The 15,910-nt window shown below is 65.0% G+C and carries 11 protein-coding genes and 3 tRNA genes; 13 read left to right on the forward strand and 1 reads right to left on the reverse strand.

The genetic code is table 11. The annotated features are described in order from the left end of the window. Positions 1–34: 34 nt before the first annotated feature. The 13 genes from lepA (at position 35) to LCI23_RS15380 (ending at position 10,290) form a co-directional block, all read left to right on the forward strand. Complete coding sequence (gene lepA, locus LCI23_RS15320; RefSeq protein WP_224947314.1) at positions 35–1,828, forward strand: translation elongation factor 4; 1,794 nt, start codon at positions 35–37, stop codon at positions 1,826–1,828. Beyond that, a complete protein-coding gene (gene lepB / locus LCI23_RS15325) occupies positions 1,829–2,746 on the forward strand; it encodes a signal peptidase I (protein WP_224947315.1) in 918 nt (305 codons plus the stop codon). It begins immediately after the preceding gene. Between the two features lie 22 nt (positions 2,747–2,768). Then, positions 2,769–3,164, forward strand: a complete 396-nt coding sequence (locus tag LCI23_RS15330) for a DUF4845 domain-containing protein (RefSeq protein WP_224947316.1) — start codon at positions 2,769–2,771, stop codon at positions 3,162–3,164. 82 nt (positions 3,165–3,246) lie between these two features. Next, on the forward strand, positions 3,247–4,005 hold the full coding sequence (gene rnc / locus LCI23_RS15335; protein WP_229516863.1) for a ribonuclease III: 759 nt from the start codon (positions 3,247–3,249) through the stop codon (positions 4,003–4,005). Positions 4,006–4,043: 38 nt separating this feature from the next. Further along, complete coding sequence (era, locus tag LCI23_RS15340; protein ID WP_224947425.1) at positions 4,044–4,943, forward strand: GTPase Era; 900 nt, start codon at positions 4,044–4,046, stop codon at positions 4,941–4,943. A gap of 24 nt (positions 4,944–4,967) precedes the next feature. Then, on the forward strand, positions 4,968–5,804 hold the full coding sequence (gene recO, locus LCI23_RS15345; protein ID WP_224947318.1) for a DNA repair protein RecO: 837 nt from the start codon (positions 4,968–4,970) through the stop codon (positions 5,802–5,804). A gap of 13 nt (positions 5,805–5,817) precedes the next feature. Next, positions 5,818–6,591: a pyridoxine 5'-phosphate synthase gene (gene pdxJ, locus LCI23_RS15350; protein WP_224947319.1), complete on the forward strand. Its 774-nt coding sequence runs from the start codon at positions 5,818–5,820 to the stop codon at positions 6,589–6,591. Between the two features lies 1 nt (position 6,592). Continuing rightward, positions 6,593–7,006, forward strand: a complete 414-nt coding sequence (acpS, locus tag LCI23_RS15355; RefSeq protein WP_224947320.1) for a holo-ACP synthase — start codon at positions 6,593–6,595, stop codon at positions 7,004–7,006. A gap of 200 nt (positions 7,007–7,206) precedes the next feature. Beyond that, a complete protein-coding gene (gene uvrC, locus LCI23_RS15360; protein WP_224947426.1) occupies positions 7,207–9,099 on the forward strand; it encodes an excinuclease ABC subunit UvrC in 1,893 nt (630 codons plus the stop codon). A gap of 173 nt (positions 9,100–9,272) precedes the next feature. Beyond that, positions 9,273–9,854, forward strand: a complete 582-nt coding sequence (pgsA, locus tag LCI23_RS15365) for a CDP-diacylglycerol--glycerol-3-phosphate 3-phosphatidyltransferase (RefSeq protein ID WP_224947321.1) — start codon at positions 9,273–9,275, stop codon at positions 9,852–9,854. A 97-nt stretch (positions 9,855–9,951) separates the two neighbouring features. Continuing rightward, a tRNA-Gly gene (locus tag LCI23_RS15370) sits at positions 9,952–10,027 on the forward strand. Between the two features lie 39 nt (positions 10,028–10,066). Further along, positions 10,067–10,142: transfer RNA gene (locus tag LCI23_RS15375), tRNA-Gly, on the forward strand. A 74-nt stretch (positions 10,143–10,216) separates the two neighbouring features. Beyond that, positions 10,217–10,290, forward strand: a tRNA-Cys gene (locus LCI23_RS15380). Between the two features lie 308 nt (positions 10,291–10,598). On the opposite strand, the gene LCI23_RS15385 is transcribed toward LCI23_RS15380, so the two are convergent. Continuing rightward, entirely contained in the window at positions 10,599–15,644 is a 5,046-nt protein-coding gene (locus LCI23_RS15385; protein ID WP_224947322.1) for a diguanylate cyclase, read from the reverse strand. Positions 15,645–15,910: the final 266 nt, after the last annotated feature.

The raw sequence follows: 15,910 nt of genomic DNA on the forward strand, positions 1-15,910 counted from the left end.
CTTTCCGCGGCCTTTCTGGTTTTGAGCTTTGTTAATGAACAACATACGTAACTTTTCCATCATCGCCCACATCGACCACGGCAAATCGACCCTCGCCGACCGCATCATCCAGCTGTGCGGCGGCCTGTCGGAACGCGAAATGGACGCACAGGTGCTCGACTCGATGGACCTGGAGCGCGAGCGCGGCATCACCATCAAGGCCCAGACCGCGGCGCTGCAGTACAAGGCGCGCGACGGCCAGGTCTACAACCTGAACCTGATCGACACCCCGGGCCACGTCGACTTTTCCTATGAGGTGTCGCGTTCGCTGTCGGCCTGCGAAGGCGCGCTGCTAGTGGTCGACGCCAGCCAGGGCGTGGAAGCGCAGACGGTGGCCAACTGCTACACGGCGCTCGACCTGGGCGTGGAAGTGGTGCCGATCCTGAACAAGATCGACCTGCCGCACGCCGACCCGGACAATGCCAAGAAAGAAATCGAGGACGTGATCGGCATCGATGCGTCCGACGCTACCGTGTGCTCGGCCAAGACCGGCCTGGGCGTGGAAGACGTGCTGGAAACCCTGATCGCGAAGGTCCCGCCGCCCAAGGGCGACAAGGATGCGCCGCTGCAGGCCCTGATCGTCGATTCCTGGTACGACCCATATGTGGGCGTCGTGATGCTGGTGCGCGTCGTCAACGGCACCCTGCGTCCGAAGGAAAAGATCCTCTTGATGGCGACCGGGTCCGTGAACCTGGTCGAGAGCGTCGGCGTGTTCACCCCGCGTTCGGTGCCGCTGCAGGAGCTGTCGGCAGGGCAGGTGGGCTTCATCATCGCCGGTATCAAGGAACTGACCGCCGCCAAGGTGGGCGATACCGTCACCCTGGCCGCCAAGCCGGCTCCCGAACCGCTGCCGGGCTTCAAGGAAGTGCAGCCGCAGGTCTTCGCCGGCCTGTTCCCGGTCGAAGCGAACCAGTACGACGCCCTGCGCGATTCGTTAGAGAAGCTCAAGCTGAACGACGCCGCGCTGATGTACGAGCCGGAAGTGTCGCAGGCGCTCGGCTTCGGCTTCCGCTGCGGCTTCCTCGGTCTGCTGCACATGGAAATCGTGCAGGAACGCCTCGAGCGCGAGTTCGACATGGACCTGATCACGACCGCGCCGACCGTGGTGTACGAGGTCGAGATGCGCGACGGCAGCATGGTCCGCGTCGACAACCCGTCGAAGATGCCGGAACCGTCCAAGATCAACGAAGTGCGCGAGCCGATTGTCGACGTCAACCTGTACATGCCACAAGAGTATGTCGGTGCCGTGATGACCCTGTGTAACGGCAAGCGTGGCGTGCAGATGGACATGGCCTACCACGGCCGCCAGGTCAAGCTGCACTACGAGATCCCGATGGCGGAAATCGTGCTCGACTTCTTCGATCGCCTGAAATCGACCTCGCGCGGCTACGCCTCGATGGACTACGAGTTCAAGGAATACCGCGCCGCCGACGTGGTCAAGGTCGACATGCTGATCAACAGCGAAAAGGTCGATGCGCTGGCGATCATCGTGCACCGTGCCAACGCTCCCTACCGCGGACGCCAGGTGGCGGCCAAGATGCGCGAACTGATTCCGCGCCAGATGTTCGACGTGGCGATCCAGGCCGCGATCGGCGCCACCATCATCTCGCGCGAGAACGTCAAGGCATTGCGCAAGAACGTGCTGGCCAAGTGCTATGGCGGCGACATTTCGCGTAAGAAGAAGCTGCTGGAAAAGCAGAAGGCCGGCAAGAAGCGCATGAAGCAGGTTGGTTCAGTGGAAATCCCGCAGGAGGCCTTCCTGGCCATCCTCCAGGTGGAAGAAAAATAAATGGATATCCAAACCGTGCTGAGCAATTTTGCCCTGATCCTGTTCGTCCTGATGGTGGTCACGGGCACGATCTGGTGCCTGGACGTGTTCGTGCTGTCCAAGCAGCGCCGCCGCGCCGCCGACCTCGCCCTGCGCGAGTACGACGAGCGCAACGAGAAACTGCGCCGCGAAGGCATCAAGACCGACAGCGGCAACGGGCGCGCGGCGATCGAGCAGGCTCACCTGCGCCAGCCGACCTGGGTCGAGTACTCCGGCAGCTTCTTCCCGGTGATCGCCCTGGTCTTCATCCTGCGTTCCTTCCTGTGGGAGCCGTTCAAGATCCCGTCCTCCTCGATGGTGCCGACCCTGCTGGTGGGCGACTTCATCCTGGTGAACAAGTATGCCTACGGCATCCGCCTGCCGATCATCAACAAGAAGGTGATCGAGGTCGGCGCACCGCAGCGGGGCGACGTGATGGTGTTCAAGTATCCGAAGGACCTGAGCCAGGATTACATCAAGCGCGTCATCGGCGTGCCGGGTGACAAGATCACCTATGAAAACAAGCGCCTGACCGTGAACGGCAAGCCGGTTGCGTACACGCCGATGGACGACTACCTGGACGACCAGCATCCGATGTACCACAAGCAGTTCATGGAAAACCTGACCGGCGTGCCGCACCGCATCCTGAATACCGAGGACAGGCGCAGCTTCGACCTGGGCGCCGTTGATTTCGTCGGCCATCGTGAAGCTTGCGACTATTCCTACGACAAATTTACCTGTATCGTACCTCCAGGCAACTATTTCATGATGGGCGATAACCGCGACAACAGTGCCGACAGCCGCTATTGGGGCTTCGTTCCGGACAAGAACATTGTTGGCAAGGCGATCGTCGTCTGGATGAACCTCAGCAATCCGAAACGGATCGGTAGCATCCAGTAATATCCAGGTAGCGGAGAACACGATGCGTCAACTGCGTTCCAAGACTTTCCAGGCCGGCATCTCGCTGACCGGCCTCATCCTCGCGCTGGCCCTGCTCGGGGTGCTGGCGGTGTTTGCGCTCAAGCTGGTGCCGACCTACACCGAATACAGCGCGATCAAGGATGCGATCGTGCGCGCCAAGGAAACTGGCGGCACGACCCGCGAAATACAGGTAGCCTTCGACAAGAACGCCGGCATCAACAATGTCTCGGCGATCCACGGCCGCGACCTGGTCATCACCCGCGACGACGGCGAAGTGCAGATCAGCTTTGCCTACGAAAAGCGGGTACCGCTGATGGGCAATGTCAGCCTGCTCATCGATTATGCGGGCACGACCGACCCGAACGGGGTGGCGCCGCGGGCCGACCCGGACCAGTAACAGGCCAGTACCAGAACGCCGCGCGCGCGGGCGCCGGCGCAACCACGACAGCACAATGAATCTACAGTTATTGCAAACACGCTTGGGTTATACGTTCCGGGACACCGGCCTGCTCCAGCAAGCCCTGACCCACCGTAGCCATAGCGCGCTGCATAACGAACGCCTGGAATTCCTCGGCGACTCGATCCTGAACTGCGTGGTGGCCTCGATTCTGTACGAGCGTTTCACCCATCTCGACGAGGGCGACCTGTCGCGCCTGCGCGCCAACCTGGTCAAGCAGCAGTCGCTGTTCGAGATCGCCCAGAAGCTCGAGCTGTCGCAGTTCCTGCGCCTGGGCGAGGGCGAGCTGAAGTCGGGCGGCTTTCGCCGCCCGTCGATCCTGGCCGATACGCTGGAAGCCCTGCTGGGCGCGATCTTCCTCGACACCGGTTTCGATGCCGCGCGCGACGCGATCCGCGCCTTCTACATCCCGCTGCTCGATACGGTCGACCCGGCCACCCTCGGCAAGGATGCCAAGACCCTGCTCCAGGAGTTCCTGCAGAGTAAGAAAATCCCGCTGCCGACCTACAACGTGGTCGCCACCCATGGCGCCGCCCACAGCCAGGAATTCGAGGTCGAATGCCTGGTGCCGAAACTGAACGTGCAGGTCTTCGGCCGCGGCGGCAGCCGCCGCGCCGGCGAACAGGCCGCCGCCCGCCTGGCGCTCGAAGCGGCGCAGGGCGCGCTGACCAAGGCGCCGGCAGCCAGGAAAGCCAAGCCGCGCGCCGCCCAGCTGAAACTGGGCATCGCCACCATCCAGAGCGACGCTCCGGCCGAACCAACAGGAAGCAAACGAGCATGAGTACCGATCCTACCGATAGCAGCACTACCGAGCATGGCATGGACCAGGGCGGGGGCGAAGGCTTCCGCTGTGGCTACATCGCCATCGTCGGCCGACCGAACGTCGGCAAATCGACCCTGATGAATGTGCTGATCGGCGCGAAAGTGTCGATCACCTCGCGCAAGGCGCAGACCACGCGCCATCGCATCACCGGCATCCAGACCCGTGACGACGCCCAGTTCATCTACGTCGATACGCCGGGCTTCCAGACCCGCCATGCGAACGCGCTGAACAAGACGCTGAACAAGACCGTCTCGAACACCCTGACGTCCTCGGACGTGATCCTGTTCCTGGTCGAGGCGGGCACCTTCGGCCCGGCCGACCAGCAGGTGCTGGAGCTGCTGCCGAAGAACGTCCCGGTGGTGCTGGTGATCAACAAGTCGGACCGCATGAAGGACAAGGCGGTGCTGATGCCCTTCGCCCAGAAGATCGCCGCCATGCACGACTTCGCCGCCATTGTGCCGGTCTCGGCCAAGATGCGCTTCCAGGTCGATGCCCTGGAAAACGAAATCAAGCGTCACCTGCCGGAAAACCCGCCGATCTTCGGCCCGGACGACATCACCGACCGCAGCGAGAAGTTCCTGGCGGCGGAGATCGTGCGCGAAAAGGTGTTCCGCCTGCTGGGTGACGAATTGCCCTACACCAGCACGGTACTGGTCGAGCAGTTCCAGCAGGAAGGCAACCTGCGCCGTATCTTCTGCGCCATCCTGGTCGAGCGCGATACGCACAAGTCCATGATCATCGGTAACAAGGGCGCGCGCCTGAAGGAAATCTCGACCCAGTCGCGCCTGGACATGGAAAAGCTGTTCGGCGGCCCCGTGTACCTGGAGATCTGGGTGAAGGTCAAGTCCGGCTGGGCCGACAACGAAGCGGGCCTGCGCGCCTACGGTTACGAGTAAGCTGCCGGAGGCCCGCCCACCCGCATGCCCGACCACGACGACCACATCGACACGCCGGATGCGCCACCCGGAGGCGCGGTATCGACGCCAGCCGCCGCGCCGGCAGCCTCCGCCACGGCTGCGGGCAAGCGTAGCCGTCCGCCCGTGCGCGAGACGCGCGTGACGGGCCAGCCCGGCTTCGTGCTGCACAGCTATCCGTACAAGGAAACCAGCCTGATCGTGGACCTGTTCACGCGCGATTACGGTCGCGTGGGAGTGGTCGCGAAGGGGGCCAAGCGTCCGCTGTCGAAGCTGCGCGGCGTGCTGCAGACCTTCCAGCCGCTGTCGCTGTCCTTCAGCGGCAAGCATGAATTGCGTACCCTGATCGACGCCGAATGGGTAGGCGGCATGCTGCCGCTGGAAAAGACCGCGCTGCTGTGCGGCTTCTACCTGAACGAACTGCTGGTGAAACTGCTTGCGCGCGACGACAAGCATCCGCTGCTGTTCGACCACTACGTCTCGACCCTGAACCAGCTGGCCCATGGCGAACCGCCGCCGATCGTCTTGCGAAAATTCGAAAGGGCCTTACTTAAGGAGACGGGCGTGGCCGCCGACCTGGGGCGTTCGACCACGACGCGCGCGCCGGTCGCCCCGGCGCGCGACTATGTGGTCGATCCGGAAAAAGGCGCGCGCGAAGCGGTGCCGGCCGACGTCTGGCCCGTGGTGCTCGGTAAAACCCTGCTCGACATGGAGCGCGAGGACTACAGCGATCCGCAGACGCAGGGGCAGAGCAAGCAATTGATGCGCTTCCTGCTGGCGCACCACCTGGGCGGCGCGCCGCTGAATACGCGCCAGATCCTGATCGACCTGATGCAACTTTAGATAAAAGAACACCATGAGCTTCCTGCAACCCCTTGGCTCCGTCATCGACCTCGGCGTCAACATCGACCACGTCGCCACCGTACGCAACGCGCGCGGCACCAGCTATCCGGACCCGATCCGCGCGGCCCTGCTGGCCGAACAGGCCGGCGCCGACCTGATCACGCTGCACCTGCGCGAAGACCGCCGTCACATCAAGGATGCCGACGTGATCGCCCTGCGCCCGCAGCTGGGCACGCGCATGAACCTGGAGGCGGCCGTGACGCGCGAGATGATCGACTTCGCCTGCCAGGTCAGGCCGCAGGACGTGTGCCTGGTGCCGGAACGGCGCGAGGAAGTCACCACCGAGGGCGGCCTCGACGTCATCCGCTACTACAAGGAAGTGGAGAGCGCGGTGCGGCAGTTGCAGGGCGAGGGCATCCGCGTCTCGCTGTTCATCGATGCCGACGCGGCCCAGATCGAGGCGGCCAGCGCGGTCGGCGCCACCGTGATCGAGCTGCACACCGGGCGCTATGCCGAAGCCGAAGGCGAGGAGGTCGCGCGCGAGATCGAACGCATCAAGGCCGGTGTGCATGCCGGCGCCAGCCGCGGGCTGCGCGTGAACGCCGGCCACGGCCTGCACTACACCAATGTGCAGCCGATCGCGGCCATCGCCGACATCCACGAGCTGAACATCGGCCATGCGATCGTCGGCCACGCCCTGTTCGTGGGCTGGGAGAACGCGGTGCGCGAGATGAAGGCCATCATGGTGGCGGCGCGCCTTGGCGTGCGCTACGGAGCGGGGAGCTGACATGATCTACGGCATCGGCACCGACATCGTCCAGATCTCGCGTGTCGAGGCCGCCCTCGCACGCAGCGGCCCGCGTTTCGCCGAGAAGATCCTCGGCCCCCAGGAACTTGAAAAATACCACGCGCGCAGCAGCAAGAATGCGGTGCGCGGCCTGCGCTTCCTGGCCACCCGCTTCTCGGCCAAGGAAGCGTTTTCCAAAGCGATCGGACTGGGCATGCGCATGCCCATGACCTGGCGCTCGATGCAGCTGCTGAACGCCCCGAGCGGCAAGCCGGTGATCGTCTGCAGCGGCGCCCTCCAACAATTCATGCAAGATAACCGGCTCAGCGCCCAGGTGACGATCAGCGACGAAGCCGACTACGGCGTCGCCTTCGTCATCGTGACCCAGGCGCCGGGCGACACGATGGCAGAGTGATGTCCGAAGCAAAACCCGAAGACAAGGGGGCGCCCGAGGTAGCGGAAGCGCCGGTGGCGTATGTGGCCGCGAATGGCGCGGCCATGCCGGCTCCCGCGCCGGTGGCCGACAAGCCCGCGCGTACCCGCAAGACCAGCGCCAGGCCCGAAGTGCCGGCCCCGCGCGCCCGTCCCGACGGCTGGCAGGCGATGAAAGAAGAAATGAAAGCCACCCTCGAGGGCGATGCGCGCACGCCGGTACAGCCCGGCGCCGGCGCGCGCGAGCAGGTGCTGGCCACGGTCGCCAGGCTGCCCGGGCTGCCGGGCGTGTACCGCTATTTCGACGCCAACGACAAGGTCCTGTACGTCGGCAAGGCGCGCAACCTGAAGAACCGGGTATCGAGCTACTTCCAGAAGAACCTGTCGAGCCCACGCATCGCGATGATGGTGGGGCAGATCGCCAAGCTGGAAACGACGGTGACCAGTAGCGAGGCCGAAGCCCTGATCCTGGAAAACAACCTGATCAAGTCGCTCAAACCGCGCTACAACATCCTGTTCCGCGACGACAAGTCCTACCCCTACATCAAGATTTCAGGCGGCGACGCGCCGCGCATGTCGTATTACCGCGGCGCGCTGGACAAGAAGAACCAGTACTTCGGGCCTTTCCCGAGCGCCTGGGCGGCCAAGGAATCGATCCAGCTGCTGCAGCGGGTGTTCCTGCTGCGCACCTGCGAGGACAGCGTGTACAGCAACCGCACGCGCCCCTGCCTGCTGCACCAGATCGGCCGCTGCAGCGGGCCCTGTGTCGACCTGATCGCGCCGGAAGACTACCAGCGCGATGTCGACAATGCGGCGCGCTTCCTGCGCGGGCGCCAGACCGAGGTGCTGGCGGACCTCGAGCAGAAGATGCAGGCCTACGCGATGGAACTGAAATTCGAGCGCGCCGCCAGCGTGCGCAACCAGATCCAGGCCCTGTCCAAGGTGCTGCACGCGCAGAGCATGGAGACCGTTGGCGACGCCGACGTCGACGTGATCGCGGTGGTGGTGCAGGGCGGGCGCGCCTGCGTCAACCTGGCCATGGTGCGCGGCGGGCGCCACCTGGGCGACCGCGCCTATTTCCCGACCCACGTGGGTGACGCATTGGGTGGACCTTTGGGAGAATGCCCGATCGAGACTGAGGTGCTGTGCGCCTTCCTTGCCCAGCACTATGCCGGCCAGTTCATCCCGGGCACCCTGATCCTGAACATCGAATTCGACCAGCCGGAACTGATCCATGCGCTGGCCCAGCAGTGCGGCCACCGCATCAACCTGATTTTCCAGCCGCAGGGGCAGCGCCGCCAGTGGCTGGAGCTGGCCTGCAAGAACGCCGAGATCTCGCTGGCGCGCCTGCTTTCCGAGCAGGGGTCGCAGCAGGCCCGCACGCGCGCCCTGGCGGATGTCCTGAACCTGGACGCCGAGACCCTGGACGAGCTGCGCATCGAATGCTTCGACATCAGCCACACGGCGGGCGAGGCGACCCAGGCTTCGTGCGTGGTGTTCCATCACCACGGGATGCAGAACGGCGAATACCGGCGCTTCAACATCAACGGCATCACCCCGGGCGACGACTACGCCGCGATGCGCCAGGTCTTGCAGCGCCGCTACGAAAAGGTGGCCAACGGCGAGGGCGTGATGCCGGACATCGTGCTGGTCGACGGCGGCAAGGGCCAGGTCGAGATGGCGCGCCAAGTGTTCGAGGAGCTCGGCCTGCCGGTCTCGATGATCGTGGGCGTGGCGAAAGGGGAGGGCCGCCGCGTGGGCCTGGAAACCCTGATCTTCGCCGACGGCCGCGCGCCCCAGGAGCTGGGCAAGGAATCGGCCGCGCTGATGCTGGTGGCCATGATCCGCGACGAGGCGCACCGCTTCGCCATCACCGGCATGCGCGCCAAGCGCGCCAAGGCCCGCCAGGCTTCGCGCCTGGAAGAGATCGAGGGCATCGGCGCCAAGCGCCGCCAGCGCCTGCTGGCCCGCTTCGGCGGCCTGCGCGGGGTGATCGACGCCAGCGTGGAAGACCTGATGTCGGTCGAAGGCATCTCGAGCACGCTGGCGGAAGAAATCTACCGCCAGCTGCACTGAAGGGCGCGCACTGTGGACGTGGGGTGGGCGGGTCTCCTGCCCACGCGGTGCCCAGGGCGCGGGCCACGGGCGCACGCTCGCGATACGGCATGCAGACGCGTCACCTAGTCCAATTTGCAATACCCATGTAGACTTACGCGGAAACTTTCATTCCCGTAATCAGTGCTTCCTCCATGCCCTTCAACATCCCGATTCTCCTGACCTGGTTACGCGTAGCGCTGATTCCCCTGGTTGTAGGCGTTTTCTATCTTCCCACCCACTGGCTGCCGCTGGCCGACCGCAACCTGGCGGCGACCCTGGTCTTCATCATCGCCGCCATCACCGACTGGTTCGACGGCTTCCTGGCGCGGCGCTGGAACCAGACCTCGGCCTTCGGCGCCTTCCTCGACCCGGTGGCGGACAAGCTGATGGTGGCGGGGGCGCTGCTGGTGCTGGTGCAGCTGGACCGGGTGAACGCCATCATCGCCTTCATCATCATCGGCCGCGAGATCACGATCTCGGCCCTGCGCGAATGGATGGCCCAGCTCGGCGCCACCAAGTCGGTGGCGGTCAGCTCGCTCGGCAAGATCAAGACCGCGGCCCAGATGACGGCGATCCCGATGCTGCTGTTCCATGACGTGGTCCTGCAGATCGATACCCACTACTGGGGCGAGTACTTCCTGTGGCTGGCCGGCGTGCTGACGGTCTGGTCGATGTTCTACTACTTGCGCCGCGCCTGGCCGCTGATCAAGGAAAAGGCCCAGGTGGGCAACTGAGCTTGTAATAAATGTTCGGTCTCATCCTTGACGTACGGAATAGAATCTCTATAATGCCTGCCTGTTGCGACGACAACGCAGCAGGATGAAAGACAAAGCGGGAGTAGCTCAGTTGGTAGAGCGCAACCTTGCCAAGGTTGAGGTCGAGAGTTCGAGACTCTTCTCCCGCTCCACAGGTTTTACGGCACGCGCGGCGTGTGTTTCACTCCTAAGCGGGAGTAGCTCAGTTGGTAGAGCGCAACCTTGCCAAGGTTGAGGTCGAGAGTTCGAGACTCTTCTCCCGCTCCACATTCAGGGAAGCCATGGCGTCCCGGTTGATACGGCACATAACCCGCCGGATCAGCTAGCCTAAGATGAAATCTGGCGAGGTAGCAAAGCGGTTATGCAGCGGCCTGCAAAGCCGTCTAGACGGGTTCGACTCCCGTCCTCGCCTCCAGAACATGTTCATCCCTTCGCACAGGGTTGAGTAGAATAGTGATAATTGCCCGCTCATGCGGGCAATTTTTTTTCTCCCTTGAACATGGGGGCGCAGAGGAGTAGCGCCACGAGTGTCGGCCCGACAAGACGGTTTCGTCGACCCATGCGCAGCGACCAATGCTTCCAGGGCATCGTTTCGCCGGATAAACCTGGTCAACCTCCCAGCTTCGCCCATGAAAACCGGTCGAACCCTTTATCGTGCGCTCATGCATGCGCCCGAGGCAGGCGGATGGGCAACCGGGCACCCGGCAAGGATGCAAGAACGTTTCACGCTGCATCCGCGCCCAGTTCAACGCGATTGCGTCCCGCCTCCTTGGCACGGTACAAGGCGACGTCGGCGCGGCGCATCAGCGTGTCCGGATCGCCGGCCTCCTGTGACGCCTGGATCGCGATGCCGACGCTGATCGTTACACGGCCCATGGCCGCGCCGGCATGGGCGATGCCGAGTGCGTCGATCGCGCCGCGCAGCGATTCGCCAATGGCGTACGCCTGCCCGGCGCCGGTATTGGGCAGCACGATCGAGAACTCCTCGCCGCCATAACGTGCCGCCAGGTCGCCGCTGCGGCGGGTGCCCGCCGCCAGCGCATGCGCGACACGGATCAGGCAGGCGTCGCCGGCCTGATGGCCATAGCGATCGTTGAACTTCTTGAAGTGGTCGACGTCGAGCATGATGACGGCGAGCGGCTGGCCGGCGCGCGCGGCCCGCGCCGACTCGCTGCGCAGATACTCGTCGAAGCGGCGCCGGTTGGCCAGGCCCGTCAGGCCGTCGGTGATGGACAGGGTGGCCAGCTTGCGGTTGGCCTCTTCCAGTTGCGCGGTGCGTTCGGCCACGCGCTGCTCCAGGCTGTCGTGCAGTTGCGCGCTGGCGATCGAGATCATCGACTGGGCGCCGAGCATGCGCAGGAACTCGACACGCTCGTCGGTGAACGAAGCTTCCGCAAGCCGGTTCTCGAAATACAGGATGCCGTCGATATTGCCCGCGTGCCGCACCGGCAGGCACATGACGGAGCGTGGCCGCTGCTGCAGCACGTAGGGATCGGCGGCGAAGCGCGAGCCCTGCGCGATATCGTCCTCGATGACCGCGACGCCGGTACGGATCACGTAGCGCAGCAGCGACAACGGGAATTGGGGGTCGCTCGCGGCGTCCAGATCGATCTGGCGCGCCTGCAGGACCGTAACGGCATCGCCATCGACATCCGCTTCCAGCCGGACCACCCCGTCGGATAGCAGCAGCAGGCGCGCCACCTGGGCCCCGGCGTTTTCGCGCGCGACGGCAATCAGGCGTTGCAGTACCTTGCGCACGCCCACTTCATTGGCGACGGCCTGCGTCGCCTTCAGCAGCGATGCCAGGTCGAGCGCGGCGGCGCCTCGCGTCAGCGTGCCTGCATGCGACTGCAACCCGTCGTCGTCCGCTTTTGCCAGCAAGGCGCCGTGGCGGTCGCGCATCTGCGTCACCTTGCCCTCGGCCCCCCATTGCGCGTAGCAGGCGATGGCATCCCTGATGAACACCGCGGCCACCCGCGGCAGGCCCTGGTCGATCCAGCATTCGCCGCACAGCTCATTTGCCAGCGCCTGGATGTTGACGTAAGCAGCCTGGCCGGCGGCGTCGATCGCACGCTGGTAAGTCCGCGTCGCCAACGCCAGGTCCTGGCGGTAGCGTGCGACCTCCGCCTGCACCAGCGCGTACTTGGCGCCGAGATCGCTTGGTCCGAGCTTGGCCCAGCTGGCCAGACTGGCTTGCAAGGCGTCGATCCTGTCCAGCACCTCGGCCGCATCGGCACGGGCGGGATCGCGCCGCAAGGCGCGGATCCAGATCAGCGCTGCGTACAAACTCGTCTCGGGTACCTTCGCCTGGCCACGCATCATCCGGATCACGATGCCGACCTGGCTGGCAAGCGCTTCGGCATCGGCGCTGTCGAACAGGTAGGCGTTGCGGATTTTCCCCTGCAGGTAGTAGGCGCGGAACAGGTTCGAGCCGCCATATTGCTGGAGGAAGCCGGCTTCGCTGAAGCCCGCGTCATCGTAGCTGTCACTACGCGGGATGAGGCCCATCAGGCACTTGATCGGCTGGATCGCCGCGCCCACGCAGCAATCGGCCATGGCCTGCTGCCCGTTGGCGCGCATCAGCGCCAGGTCGCGCTCGATGGCGTGCAGCAGGTCGGGCAAATAGTCCCCCAGGATGATCCGCTCGGTCGCGCGCACCGCCGCCACCACGCCGACCTGCACGAAGTCGCCGATTTCCAGCGCCCAGCCGAACGCTTCCTCGTACAGCGCGTCGGAGCTGCGCAGCGGCCGTGTCCAGTGGCTGACCAGCGCCGCGAACATCAAGGCCGTCTGGGTGCGCGCCTGCAGGTTGGTGCGGCTTCTGGCCAGCGCCAGCGCCATCGCGCCCAAGCGGTGGCTGCGCGCATGGTCGCCGTCCTGCAGCGCCAGAATGGAGGCATAAGCAACATACGCCACGGCGCTGAAGTCGCTGCTGCCCTGCAGCGTGGACAAGCGCGTCATCAGCAGCACCATCAGCTGGCACAGCTCCTGTTGGCCGGCATAGTAAGCGGCCATCCACAGCGCATGCATCATCGGCAGGGCCGCCACCGCGACCGGATCGGCCATCTCGCGAGCCTCCAGCAGCTCGCTGGCGACCAACTCGGGCGCGCGCGTGCCATGCAGGCGCGCGATATCGGCGAGGAGCGCGTCGAAGCGCGCTTTCTGTTGCGCGACGTCGTGCGGAATCTCGAATCCCAGCAGCGCCAGTCCGTCGCGCAGCACGGCGATGGCGTCCTGCAGGCGGCCCTGCAACTGGTACTGGTGCGCCTGGACGGCGATGCACCGTGCCTGCTGCAGCGGAGCCGGACTGCGCGCGCGTGCCAGGGGATAGATCGCCTCGGCGGTGTCGAACTGTCCGCACAGGTAGGCCGCTTCGGCCATGCCGAGCTGGAGGTCGTGCCAGAGGCCGGCATGACTGCGCCACGCATCCGCCGGTAACAGCGCGAGACCGATGCGCATGTGCTCCAGGGTGGTCGTGAAGGCCGCCGAACGGCGCGCCTTGGCGCCGGCGCGCCGGTTCATCTCCGCCAGCTGCACGCGTTCGGCGGCGTCGACAAGGGAGGCACGGCCGGCGTTGAGCTGCTCGACGATCTCGAACAGCCGCTCGTCCTGCCGTTCCTGCGGCGTGTGCCGCATCAGGAGCCGGCCGACGCGCAAGTGATTCCTTGCGCGCGTGTCGGCATCCACGATCAGGTACGCGGCGTGCTGCACGCGGTCGTGCAGGAAGCGGTAGGCAACCGGGCTGTCGCGCGCGTCGAGGTCGACGTACTTGTAGCTGCCGTCGAGCGGCTGGACCAGTCCCGCGTCGAGCGCGGGCCACAGCACATGCTGCGTGTCCCAGGGGCCGGATTCGATGGCCAGCGCCAGCATGTCGAGGGAAAACCGGCTGCCGATCGCCGCCGCCAGTTGCAGCACGCGCTGCGTCGTGGCGGGCAGGCGGCGGATCTTGTCGATCAGCAGGTCGACGACGTTGTCGGTGTGATCGGCCTGCCTGATCGTGGCGAGATCCCAATCCCAGCAATCCTCAGTGGCGTGGTAGCGCAGGTGGCCTGCCTCATGGATCGAGGCCAGGAACTGGTTCAGGAAAAACGGGTTGCCGCCGGTCTTGCCGAAGCATAGCCGGGTCAGCGCGATGCAGTCGGACGGCGCCACGCGCGTGGCGGCCGACACGATGCGCCCCACCTGCGCTTCGGTCAAGGGCGCCAGCGCCAGCGTGGGCGCGTGCAAGCCACCCGCGTGCAGCCGGTCGCGCAGCCCGGCCAAGGGATGGAGCGCGTCGACTTCGTTGTCACGGTAGGCGCCGATGAGCAGGATATGGCCTTTTTCGCGCGAGCGCATGACGAGCTCGATCATCCGCAGCGTTGCCGTATCGGCCCATTGCAGGTCGTCGAGGAACAGCACCAGCGGGCGGCCCGCGGCCGCGAAGACGTCGACGAAACGGGGAAACACGCGGTGCAGGCGGAGCTGGGCCTGCTCCGGCGTCATCGCGGGCGCGGGCGCGGTGGGGCCGACGATCAGCGCCAGCTCCGGAATCAGCTCGACTATCACGCCCAGTCCGCTACCAAGGGCCGTGCGCAGCCTGGCCGCCCATTGTTGCACCGAGGCATCGGGCTCGCAAAGAAGCTGGCGCACCAGTTCCTGGAAAGCCTGGACCAGTGACGCGTAGGGCACGTCGCGCTGGAACTGGTCGGATTTGCCAGCCAGGAAGCAGCCACGCCGGGCGACGATCGGTTTCTGCACCTCGTTGACCACCGCCGACTTGCCGATGCCCGGATAACCGGTTACCCACAGCATCGTGCGCTGTCCGGCGGCGCTGCGCTCGAAGGCCTCCAGCAATGCGCGGATCGCATCGTCGCGCCCGTGCAGCGCTTGCGGGATCAGGAAACGTTCGTTGTGATCGGATAGCCCGGGCCCCCGTACCGGTGACGCCGCACGACAGGAGTCGAGGTCGCTACGCAGCCCGTGCAAGCTCTGGTAGCGCAGCTCGGCATTTTTCTCGAGCAGACGCTGGACGATCGCCAGCAGCCGGCCGGGCAGCGCGCGCAATGCCGGATGCGACCAGTCGGGCTCGCGCGCGATATGGCAATGGACCAGCTCCATCTCGTCATCCGCGGTGAATGGCGGCTGGCCGGCGAGGAGTTCATAGAAGGTCGCGCCGAGCGCGTAGAAATCGGTACGGTAGTCGACCCGGCGGTTCATTCGTCCGGTCTGTTCCGGCGCCATGTAGCGCAGCGTGCCTTCCAGCGCGGCCGGATTGACGATGCCCGGGTGTTCGTGCGGGAGTTCGCTCGCAATCCCGAAATCGATCAGCTGGAGCAGGCGCCGCTCGCCATTCCATACGAGATTGGATGGGTTGATGTCCTTGTGGATCACCCCTTGCGCGTGCACTTCCTCGAGCGCTGCGCACAGCTGCAGGGCGATGTCCAGGAAATCATCCAGCCCCAGGCCGGCCTGGATGGGCCGAGCTCCGGCCGCCATGCGCGCGCGCAGCACCTTGTCGAGCGACAGGCCGCCGATATCCTCGTGCAACATGGTCCAGCGACCACGGTGCAGTTGCAGCGCGAGTGGATGCACCACGCCCCGATGGCGGCAGCGGAGCGCGATCGCATATTCGCGCTTGAACTGTGCCAGCTGCTGACGCGAGGGTGCTGCTTGCTTTGGCAGCTTGACGATGAACGCGCTGCCATCGGCGCCGCGGGCACGGTAGACCAGTGAGCGTGCACTTTCGTGCAAATGTTCGGTTATCTCGTGCTCGAAGAGGGAGCTCATGGGCTGGGCTTGCAGTGTACCGGGGGCGGGCGAGCAGGACAGTCAGCGACGGTGCATATTACCTTTATGCAATTAGTATAGCAAACTTGGTTGTACGTTTGCCTCGATGCATCATCGTTGCGCTATCAACGACGGCCATGTCGGCAACAGGAAATGGCGCCGCTACGGCCAATGCGTTGTCCTGCAAACGTCGACCACAGCCGCGCCCGTGCTGGATTCTTTGATGTGCATCAAAGATTTTGCTGAATCAGAGGCACAGACTGCTC

It is taken from the genome of Massilia sp. MS-15 (genome assembly GCF_020176695.1).
GTDB lineage: Bacteria > Pseudomonadota > Gammaproteobacteria > Burkholderiales > Burkholderiaceae_D > Telluria > Telluria hydrophila.

Coding starts and splice junctions, on each gene's coding strand:
- LCI23_RS15330 (WP_224947316.1), top strand. CDS start 2,769: ATGCGTCAACTGCGTTCCAAGACTTTCCAGGCCGGCATCTCGCTGACC.
- recO (WP_224947318.1), top strand. CDS start 4,968: ATGCCCGACCACGACGACCACATCGACACGCCGGATGCGCCACCCGGA.
- pdxJ (WP_224947319.1), top strand. CDS start 5,818: ATGAGCTTCCTGCAACCCCTTGGCTCCGTCATCGACCTCGGCGTCAAC.
- uvrC (WP_224947426.1), top strand. CDS start 7,207: ATGAAAGCCACCCTCGAGGGCGATGCGCGCACGCCGGTACAGCCCGGC.
- era (WP_224947425.1), top strand. CDS start 4,044: ATGGACCAGGGCGGGGGCGAAGGCTTCCGCTGTGGCTACATCGCCATC.
- LCI23_RS15385 (WP_224947322.1), bottom strand. CDS start 15,644: ATGAGCTCCCTCTTCGAGCACGAGATAACCGAACATTTGCACGAAAGT.
- pgsA (WP_224947321.1), top strand. CDS start 9,273: ATGCCCTTCAACATCCCGATTCTCCTGACCTGGTTACGCGTAGCGCTG.
- lepB (WP_224947315.1), top strand. CDS start 1,829: ATGGATATCCAAACCGTGCTGAGCAATTTTGCCCTGATCCTGTTCGTC.
- acpS (WP_224947320.1), top strand. CDS start 6,593: ATGATCTACGGCATCGGCACCGACATCGTCCAGATCTCGCGTGTCGAG.
- lepA (WP_224947314.1), top strand. CDS start 35: ATGAACAACATACGTAACTTTTCCATCATCGCCCACATCGACCACGGC.